Origin of the sequence: Mycobacterium asiaticum, from assembly GCF_001673365.1 — a bacterium.
In the GTDB taxonomy this organism is placed as follows: domain Bacteria; phylum Actinomycetota; class Actinomycetes; order Mycobacteriales; family Mycobacteriaceae; genus Mycobacterium; species Mycobacterium asiaticum_A.
In genome coordinates, this window is record NZ_LZLS01000054.1 from 1 (window position 1) to 10,202 (window position 10,202).

Below are 10,202 nucleotides of genomic sequence, written 5' to 3' on the forward strand. Positions count from 1 at the left end.
TGCCGAAGATGACGCCCATCAGCCGCCAGGCCGGGCCGCGCGCCACCCCGGGCACCCGTTTGCGTCGCAACATGATGAACACCGCGGTGAACAGGCACAGCGCGGTGATCAGGAACCCGAACCGGCGCGACAGCGAACCGTCGACCGTGGGCAGGATCAGGTAGTAGTAGCGCAGGTTCTCGGTGTACCAGGCCTGGCTGGGGCCGATGCTGCCGCGAACCCGGGTCGCCTCCATCACCGTCGACAGCGTCTGGTCGGCAAACACCACCGACAGGATGATCGTGCCGGCGGCCAGCATCGGCGCGAGCAACGGCAGCGTGCCGCCGACCATGCGTCGGCGTTTGGCCAGGATTCGCAGAATGGGCCGGCCGCCGGCCACCAGCGCGGCCACCGCGATCAATCCGGTGGGTTGCACACCGAGCGTGAACGCTGCGGTGATGATGGCCAGCGCGGCCGGCGTCAGGCGGCTGTAGCGCATCGAACGCTCGATCAGCACGTAGGTGACCAGCGAGCCGAGCGCGATGATTCCCTCGGGCCGCAGCCCGTTGTTGAACGGCATCCACGCCGTCAGTAGCACCATGGCGGCGGCCCAGTTGGCCGGTTTGCTGGCGGCCACCGCCGGCCCGAGGCGAGGCAGCACCTCGCGGGACAGCAGCAGCCAGCACACCAAGCCGGCGAACAGGTCCGGCAGGCGCATCCAAATGCTGGAGTCGCTGACGTGGGTCATCAGTGCCAGCAGGTTGTAGTACCAGCCGAAGGGGTCTTCCGGGCTGCCGAACCAGCGGAAATAGTTGGACATGTAACCGGCCCGGTCGGCGACACGCGCCATGCCCAGGATGTAGCCGTCGTCGGAGGAGTTCGCGCCCATCACGTGCCACAGCAGGAAGGCGAAGATCACCACACCGTCAAGCAGGGTGAAGGTGCGCCAGTTTGCCGGAAGCCACCGGCGCATGCGGTGGCCGTCCAGCTGGTCGAGGCGCCACAGTGCCAGCAGCGCGACGATGGTCGCCACGATGGCACCGATGATCGCCAGCAGTTTCAGCGTCGTCGGGGTGGTGGAGAAGCGGGTGTCGATGGTCGCCGACATGCTCAGCCCGGGCGGCGCTGGACCGGTCAGGTCGGTGAACACCCCGACGATTTGCGGACGCAGGTTCGGGTCCGGGAAGCCGCTGCGCAGCGGTGCGCCACCGGGATCCTTCAGGCCGACGAAATTGGCGAACGTCCCGGCATGCGTCGACGTGACCTCGATGCGCTCACATTGAGCTGAAGCGACCAGATCGCGCGGCACCGAAATGATCACCACGTTCCGGTCCGTGACGTCGACCCGTTGGGCGTTGACCACGACGAACAATGCGTTGAGGTTTGCGTCCTTACCTTGTTTGGGCGCGGTGCCCAGGATGACGCCACCCGTCGGCGGCATCTCCCGCACGATGCTGCACGGCACGCTGGCCACGAAGTCGACCGGCGTCAGCGATATCAGCGGTGCCGTGACGCTGCTGAGTTGGCCGTTCTGCGGCCAGTTGAGCATCGCGGTGGTCTGCACGACGGGCAGCAACGGCGTGGCCACCGACAATATGAAACCGATCAGCCCCGCGATGGTCGCCACCCAGCGGGTCACTTTCGTCTCGCGAGCAGACGCAGAATCGCGCGGATCCGCCGAATTTTGTGCGATTCTGCGTCTGTTCGCGGGAAGGGTCATGGGAGGGCCCTAATCGGTCCTAGCCGGCTCCAGCCGGGCACTGTCATCACGCCCTGTTGGACGACGGCTTCGGGAGCCCGATCGGCCGGGACCAAACGGTGGTACTGCTCCACCGAGCCCCAGTCCCGATACCAGTCGCCGCTGAGGTACGTCGAAATGGTCGAGGTCCACAGCAGTGCCTGGGTGAACATGAACGGCCCCCCGGTCGAGGCGGACTGCCACAGGTTCGAGGACACCGCGGTCTGCTTGTGGTCGGGCAGGATGCGGTACCCCGGCAATTCGGCGATACCAAGGTGCTCGGAGAACGGCCGCTGGCACGGGAAGTTGGCCGCCGTCGCGATGTCCATCAGCACCGGGGTCTGCGACCCGATCAGCCGCTGCAACGGTTCTAACTCCGGCACCCGCGGCGGGGTGAAGGAGAACCACTGCTCGGAGCTCAGGTTCGGGTCGTATGCCACGATGCGCGCCACGTTGGCTTCCGGCGGCGCCCAGGTCAGCGGGAACCTGAGGTTGCGCCAGGCCGGCTGCGGGCCAAGGTCGATCGGAAACACCTCACCAAGCGGCGTGAAGTTTCCGTCGGGCCGGGAGATGCCCCACTGCAATTTGAGCGACTGGCCGTACATGAAGTCGCCATCCTCTTTGTATGACCAGATCGCGCCGGCTGCCGAAACCACGACCAGTGGCCGGTCCGGACGTCGCGGCGGCAGCTGATACCAGGCCGAGGTGGCGCGGGCGGCCAGGTTGTTCTCGCCGTAGCTGCCCATCACCGGGGTGCGGGCAGGGTCCAGTCCAAACGGGAGCGCCGCACGCGATCCGTTGACGCCGACGGGGCCCTTGCCTCCGGCGGTACCCGCCGAGTCCGTGATGGCGGCGTTGGGCTTGTTTGGGGAGGCGTCGGAGTTGACAACGCCGGGCTTGCTCACCACCGGGTCGGATTGCAGGTTCTCGCCGACCCCTTCGGGTTTGAACCCGACCGGGTTGACGCCACCGAGCGGGCCGTCGGGTCCGAACTGCTGGCCGGGGACGGGCTGCAGCATGCCGGCATTGGAGTCGGGTTCGGCCAGCACGTCGTCGGCCATGGCGCAGCTATTGGGGGACAACCCGGATTGGATCGCGGCGAGGTTGGCCTTGGCATTGGTGTAGAGCGGGTAGCGCAGTGCCGCCCCCTTGGCTAGCGAGCCGACTTCACCCAGGACCATGATCACCGCCACCACCAGCAGCGGGGTGGACGCCAGCACCCGGTTGCGCCGATTGTTCTTGACCTCGGTGTGACCGGCGTAATCCATCCGGAAGTGGTACCAGGCGCCGAGCAACCCGGTGAGGATCGACAGGAAGAGGAACATCGAGGTCACCGGGTGGCTGGCCACCACGGGCTGGATGTCGTACCAGGGGACGCCGTAGTTGCCGACGTAGAACCAGCCGTTGATGCCGGAGGTCGCCCAGGCCAGCACGAACAGCAGTGCGGTGACGTAGAGCGCCAGGTTGCGTCGACTGTGCAACCCGATCCGCGCGACGGTGAAGGCCGTGAGACCGGCCAGGGCACCGGCCAGGCTGGCGAAAGCGCCGAACTGGATGGCCCACTTGGTAGGGGTGAATGTCAGCAGCAGCAGTCCGATCGCGGTGGTGCCGATCAACCGCCAGGCCGGTCCGCTGGCCAGCCCGCCAACCCGGCCGCGGCGCAACAGCACGAACAGCATCCCGAACATGCACAGCAGCAGCACCAGCACCGCGAACCGCCGCGCCATCGAACCGTCGGCGTTGCTCTCGACGGTGAGGAAGTAGTAGCGCAGGAAATCCTGGTACCAGGCGATCGTCGGCCCGACCGTGTACTTGATGCGGGCCGACTCGGCCACGGTGGCCAGCGTCTGAGAGCGGAAGACCACCACGGTGATCAGGGACAGCGACGCCGCCAGCACCGCCAGCGGCGCCAGCACGCCATCGGTGGCCCGTCGGCGCCGGATCGTTTGGGCGATGGCGCGGGCTCCGGTGAGCAGCGGAGCCACTGCGATCAGCCCCTGCGGCGCCAGAGCCGCGGTGAGGGTGGCGACGATGATGGCGACCGCGGCTGGGGCCAATCGGCCCAGCGCGATGGCGCGCTCCACCAGAATCCAGGTGACCAGCACGCCAAGCGCGATCAGCGGTTCGGGTCGCAGGCCATTGTTGAATGGCAGCCAGGCGGCCACGAACACCGCACCGGCGGTCCAGACCGCCACCCGATTGCCGGCCAGGCCGCCCTTGCCCGGGCCCAGCCTGCGCAACACCCAGTGGCTGATCAGCAGCCAGCACGCGATCGCGGCCAGTGTGGCGGGCAGGCGCATCCACACGCTCGCGGTGCTGACGGCCGCCAGCTTGGACAGGACGCCGAAGTACCAGTCGAAGGGCGCGTTGGTGGTGCCGAAATAGCGGTAGTAGTCGACGACGTAACCCGCTTTCGGCGCCACCCGGGCAATGGTCAGGTTGTAGCCGTCATCTGACGTATTGGCGCCGATGATGTGCCACAGCAACAACGTCGCGATCACCGTGGCGTCGGCGAACCAGTGGACCAGGCCGGCCCGCCAGGTGATCCGCGGCCGGTACTTCGCGGCGCCCCGGGCCCGGCGATCCAGCACGGCCAAGGCCGCAATGGACCCCAACACCGCCAACGCTCCCAGCACCATCGCGACCGTCTTAAGGACGGTGGGGGCCAGGATGAACCGGGTGTCGACGTCGACGCGGGCGGACAGTCCGGGCTGTGCGGGCACTTTGAGGTCGGTGAAGATCCCGCCGACCTGCGGCTTTTTCTCGGGAGCCAGCTTCCCGGCGGCGCCGGGGATACCGACGAAGTCGGCGCCCGCGCCACCGGCATCGGCCCAGATGTGCAGCAGGCTGCACCGGCCGGCGGCTATCGCTGCCCGGGGGGCCACCGCCGCGACGGTGTCGCGGAACGCGACGACGACGGTGTCCTTGTCGGCGCGCACGAACAGGCCGTGCTTGCCGGTCTGGAAGCCGTCGGTCGGGAGAGTGGAGACCACCAGGCCGCCGGTTGCGGGCAGCGTCGCAACGGCCGAGCACGGGATGGAGATATCCAGCGTCCGCGGCGCACCCGATACCAGCGGGGCGGTGATCTGGCTGATGTTGCCGTCCGGGGCCTTGCCCTGCGGCCACAGGATGGTCGCGGTGGTCTGGTTCACCGGAAGCAGCGGAACCAGCAGGCACAACACCAGACCGGCGATTCCGGAGACGACGGCTGCTAACCGGGCGATCCGGTGGGATCGCTCATTACCGTCGGGGGACACGATGGTCGATCGTAGGCGACGCTATTAAGTGACTATTGGATGCGGGGCCGCGGTAGCGGTCACAATAGATAGCCATAGATAGGAAGCCGAAGCCCTCGATGACGGGAAGGCTGGCAGCGCGATGACGAACACGCCGCTCAGGTTTGGTGTTCTGGGACCGCTGCAATTGCTGGTGGACGGGACCCCGGTGTCGGTCGGTGCCGCCAAGCAGCGCGCGGTGCTGGCGATGCTGTTGATCAATCGCAATCGGCCGCTGTCGGTCGATTCATTGACGGATGCGGTGTGGGACGGGGCCCCGGTACCGGCGGCACGCACCAGCATCCAATCCCACATCTCCAATTTGCGACGACTGCTGCGCACCGCCGGCGTTGATCCGGGGCAGGTTCTGGCGAGCGCGCCGCCGGGATATCAGCTGACCGTTGCCGACGACGCGTACGACCTGGGGCGGTTCGCCGCGGCGAAGGCCGCGGGGCAACAGTCGGCGGCGGCCGGACGCTTCGACGAGGCGAGTAGCCACCTGTCGACCGCATTGGCCGAGTGGCGGGGTCCGGTCCTCGACGACCTGCGGGACTTCGAGTTCGTCGCGGCCTTTTCGGCAAAACTCATCGAAGAAAAGGTGGCGGTGCACAGCGCACGGGCTGAAGCCGAGATCGCTTGCGGGCGGGCCGATGCCGTCATCGGCGAACTGGAGACGCTCGCCGCCGAGCACCCCTACCGCGAACCGTTGTGGGCACAGCTCATCACCGCCTATTACGTCACCGAGCGGCAATCCGACGCGCTCGGCGCCTACCGGCAGCTGAAGGTGGCGCTGGCCGACGGGCTGGGCATCGATCCCGGGCCCACGATCAGCACCCTGCACGCGCGGATCCTGCGCCAGGAGCCGATCGTCACAAAGCAGGCCGTCAAAAGCACCCGCAAGCGGAGCGGCGTCCGGGTGGACACCACGGTTGCGACGGAGTTGACGGTGATCGCCGCGCTACGCGACCGCTTCGGGCGCGAGTACCAGCTAAATGGCACGACCACCCGGATCGGACGGTTGGACGACAACGACATCGTGCTCGACGACACCGACGTCAGCCGCCACCACGCCGTCATCGCCGACACCGGAACGGGTTACGTGATCACCGACCTGCGCTCGACCAACGGTGTGGAGGTGCGGGGTGAGCCGGTCCGCGGTAGCGCCACGTTGACCAGCGGCGATTCGGTCTGCATCGGCGGCTTGGAGTTCACCTTCGAAATTCGCCCCGCATGACGGACGCGGGTCGAGGACGCAGCCTCGATTAGGCGACGCACGCTCGCTATGGACCGCCCGCCTTGCGGCGGGCGTGATGCGCCGCGGTGGGTAGCTTGGAATCGTCGACGACGGGCCAGTCGGCGGGGTGTGGTCCTAGTTGGTTCAACAGCAGCATTTGGGCTCTGCACCACGGAGATATCGGGGTGATCCGGTCGGCCATAACGTCGCAGACGAACTGGTCCCAGGCGATCCATCGCAGCGCGCCGACCTCGTCGGAATCGGGTTGCGGCTGTTGGTCGACTCGAACCCGATATACCGGACACATCTCGTTTTCCACGGTGCCGTCGAGCATCGTGGCCTGGTAGCGAAAGCCGGGCAGAATCAGGTCCACCGCGGTGGCGTGCAGGCACAGTTCACTGGCCAGTCGTCGGCGGATGGCTTCGGGCAGCGGTTCACCGGGCAGGGGATGACCGCAGCAACTATTCGTCCACACATTGGGCCAGGTGCGTTTTGTGGCTGCGCGTCTGGTGATCAACAACTGACCTTCGGTGTCGAACACATAAGTCGAGAAGGCCAGGTGCAAGGGAGTTTGTGTGGTGTGCACGCTCTTTTTGGCGGCTACCCCGATAGCGTCACCGTCCTCGTCCAAGAGCACCACGCATTCGACCGGTTCTGTAAGACCACCGCTCACTACGAGACCCTAGAGGTGACGAGTTCCGTTAGGGCATGTAGCTGCGCCAAGCCGTCCTGAGTCGGAGCCGCGGCGGCGAGGGCGTCGAGGGCAGCCACGCGATGCCGGTCCGCCTCCGTCTCGGCCCAAACTCGGCCACCGGCCGCCTCGATCAACTCGGCAGCATGTGCCAACTCGCTGTCGTCGAGTGCGGCGCTACGCCGGTACAACTCGGCCAACTCGCGGGCCGCCGCAGTGTTGGCTGACATTGCAGCAACCACCGGAACGGATTTCTTGCGCGATCTTAAATCGGAATAGATCGGCTTGCCGGTAACCGACTCCGATCCCCAGATTCCGAGAATATCGTCGATCATCTGGAACGCGATGCCTAAATGTCGTCCGAATTGTCGATACAGGTCCGCGATATGGGCCTCTACTCCAGCCGATAGCGCACCCAGCTGACACGCGACGCCGAACAGTGCTCCCGTTTTTTGCTCCACCATCCGCGAGGACTCCGGAAGGGCGACATCGACACGACTTTCAAACGTCAGGTCATCGGATTGACCGGCGCACAGCTCCAAAATTAGCGTCCGAAGTGCTGCTCCTGGAATACCAGCGCTGACGAGATTCAACGCCAACGCCAGCAACGCGTCGCCGGTTAACAGTGCCCTGGGGACTCCGAACGCCGCCCATGCGGTAGGCCGATGACGCCGCGTTGCATCACCGTCCATAATGTCGTCGTGCATCAATGAGAAGTCGTGCACCAGCTCCACCGCAACGGCGGCGGTAACCGCTGCTGCGGCGGCCCCACCTGCTGCGCGGGCGCACGCCAAAGTCAGCGCGGGCCGTATCGATTTGCCACCGCCCCCGGCCGCTGCCCGACCGGTAGTGTCCCACCACCCGAGGTGAAAGCCAGCGACGTGTCGAATTTCGGTGGGCAGGGTGTCGAGTGCCGCGCGCTGGGTCGGCTGAATCAGTGAACGAGCATCGCTCAATATCGATTCGACATTTGACGTGACAGCTAGTTCGGTGGTCCCGGACATCGCGAGCACTCCTAGGGTTTGAATGCGTTCGGCGGGCAAGGCAGAGAAGCGATTGTCGACGCATCATTCCAGGCGATACCGGAAATTTCCGGAATATGGAGCTGTTTCATAGCGAGCTCAGAGTGCGGCGCGGATTTAACACCGACGACCGGCAATCAACGGTTCGATTGAAGCGACAATTCGGATTGCTAACTCTTGCGTAGCGGCGCCGGGTCCCAGAACCCACTGCGCGTGACGGTGCCCAACTCGAGGCGGGCGGGTGTGGCGTCCGGGTAGAAGGGCGTCAGCCGTTGCAACGCGCCCCAGTCGCGGAACCAGTCGTCCTTGAGGTAGCTGGCTACCGTGGTCGCGTGGGTCAGCAGTTCGGTGATGCCCAGCGGGCCACCGCCGAGGTTGTCCATCACCGGCGAGTTGGCTTCGGCGCCGAACCGGTCGGGCAGGATCCGCCACTTCGGTGTTTCGTCGACACCGTTCTGGTGGCCGAACGGTCGCTGGCAGGGGAATGCCAGCCCCACCAGCCAGTCCAGGAATACCGGATCGTTGGAACCGACCACGTCCTGCAGGGTGCGCAACTGCGGAACCCGTGGCGGGGTCAGGCCGATCCAGTGCTGCGGAGCCAGGTCGTCGTCGTCGGCAACCAGCCTGATCTGGGTGGCGGATTCTGGAATCGCCGACAATGGCGCGCGCAAGTTGCGCCAGGCTGGCACCGCGCCGACATCGGCGAATCCCATTGAGCCACCGTGCTTTCCGGCGGCAGCTTCGTCGTCGGTGGCCCACTGCACCTGGACTTCACGGGGGTCGAACCGTCCCGCCGCCGTCACCACGAGCAGCGGCGTCTTGCCGCGCTGATCCTTCGGCGGCAGGCGATACCAGCCCGACCGCAGCATCGCCGGCACCTGGATCCCGGACCGCCAACTGCCCAACACCGGCACCTTCGCCGAATCCAGGTTGAACGGCAGCCTGGCGCGCGAGCCGTTGATGCCCGGCGCGGCGGTCGTGCCGCCCTCGGTGCCGGGGTCGCTGCCGGTGACGACGCCGTCGTCGCTGGCAAAATTGCGGTCGCCGGGTCGTTCCATCACCGGGTCGGCGGAGACGTCGGCGGGAATCCCGTTGGGGGTGAACGCTTCTGATAGGCCAGCCCCCAAGGCGTCGGCTACCGGCGCGGACACCGGTGTCAGCATGCCGGCGTCGGGATCCAACTCGACCAGGACGTCTTCGGCCAGGCCGCAGACCTTGCCCGCCACCGCTTGGAGATTCGACCGGCCGACCGACCACGCCGGGTATTGGACGATCATCGCCTGGGTCAGCGATACGACCTCCAGCAACACCAGCAGCCATGTCGCAATTGCCAACGGGGACTGCAGGAATCGCGACAACCGGGTGCCGATCCGGGTTCGGGGCGACCCGTCATCGGTGGCGACGAAGTGGAACCACGCCGCGATCAGCAGCACGACCACGGTGAGTTCCAGCAGCGCGGTGGTGAGCGACCATCGCCACTTCGGGAACGAATTCGCCCACGGCACACCGAAATTGGATACATACCACCAGCCGTTGACGCTCGCGAACGACAACGCCATCACAAACAGGACCACGGCGGCGAACATGGTGCGGTTGCGTCTCGACCGCATCGCCGCCCCCGTCACCGCCACCGCGGCCAGCGCCCCCAGCGAACCGGCCAGCCCGGCGAATACGCCGAAGTGGTGGGTCCACTTCGTCGGGGTGAACATCATCGCCAGGAACGAGATGATCGTGATGCCGATGATGCGACGGCTCGGGCCGGCGGCGGTGCCCGGAATTCGCCCCTTGCGCAACGAAACTGCCACCGCGATCGCCAGTGCCAATAGCAGCGCCAGCACCGCGAAGCGACGCGCCACCGATCCGTCGGGACTGGCCATGAACAGCCGCTCGTAGCGGATGTGCTCGTCGAACCATTTGAGGCTGGGCCCGACGGCCCGCTTGAGCACGGTGGCTTGCGCCTCGCCGGCAAAGGTCTGGTCCCGGAAGATCAGGATGGCGGTGACCGTTGTCGCGGCGAGGACCGGCGACAGCAGTGGCAGCAGCCCGAACTGCTTGGAGCGGCGATGCAGGATCGTCCGCAGCGGGCCGATCGCGACCAGTAGCGCGCCGATGGACGCGATGCCGGTGGGGCCGGAGAACAGGGTGAGGGCACCGATGATGCAGGCCAGAGCCACCGGCAGCAGCCGGCTGGTTGCCACGGCGCGCTCCACCGAGCACCAGGTCAGCAGGATGCCCAGGGCGATGATCGGTTCGGGGCGCAGGC

The 10,202-nt window shown here is 66.5% G+C and carries 6 protein-coding genes; 1 reads left to right on the plus strand and 5 read right to left on the minus strand.

The annotated features are described in order from the left end of the window. Together A5634_RS05915 and A5634_RS05920 are read right to left on the minus strand one after the other, a co-directional pair. A partial coding sequence (locus A5634_RS05915; RefSeq protein ID WP_172831632.1) for an arabinosyltransferase domain-containing protein occupies window positions 1-1,699 on the minus strand: 1,699 nt, incomplete at its 3' end. Beyond that, entirely contained in the window at window positions 1,696-4,974 is a 3,279-nt protein-coding gene (locus tag A5634_RS05920; protein WP_065143151.1) for an arabinosyltransferase domain-containing protein, read from the minus strand. The genes A5634_RS05920 and A5634_RS05915, both read right to left, overlap by 4 nt. A 121-nt stretch (window positions 4,975-5,095) precedes the next feature. On the opposite strand from A5634_RS05920, the gene A5634_RS05925 reads away from it, so the two are divergent. Further along, entirely contained in the window at window positions 5,096-6,226 is a 1,131-nt protein-coding gene (locus A5634_RS05925; RefSeq protein ID WP_065143152.1) for a BTAD domain-containing putative transcriptional regulator, read from the plus strand. A 46-nt stretch (window positions 6,227-6,272) separates the two neighbouring features. Here A5634_RS05925 and idi read toward each other — a convergent pair whose 3' ends face one another. The 3 genes from idi to A5634_RS05940 form a co-directional block, all read right to left on the minus strand. Further along, window positions 6,273-6,899, minus strand: coding sequence for an isopentenyl-diphosphate Delta-isomerase (gene idi / locus A5634_RS05930; RefSeq protein WP_065143153.1), 627 nt, complete (start codon window positions 6,897-6,899; stop codon window positions 6,273-6,275). Further along, window positions 6,899-7,921, minus strand: coding sequence for a polyprenyl synthetase family protein (locus A5634_RS05935; protein WP_065143154.1), 1,023 nt, complete (start codon window positions 7,919-7,921; stop codon window positions 6,899-6,901). The genes idi and A5634_RS05935 overlap by 1 nt, the downstream gene beginning before the upstream one ends. 188 nt (window positions 7,922-8,109) lie before the next feature. Continuing rightward, the coding region (locus tag A5634_RS05940) for an arabinosyltransferase C-terminal domain-containing protein (protein ID WP_172831633.1) at window positions 8,110-10,202 on the minus strand (2,093 nt) is incomplete at its 5' end.

What these genes read in the sequence shown, in the direction of transcription:
- A5634_RS05925 (WP_065143152.1), top strand. Translation starts at nt 5,096, where the DNA reads ATGACGAACACGCCGCTCAGGTTTGGTGTTCTGGGACCGCTGCAATTG.
- A5634_RS05935 (WP_065143154.1), bottom strand. Translation starts at nt 7,921, where the DNA reads ATGTCCGGGACCACCGAACTAGCTGTCACGTCAAATGTCGAATCGATA.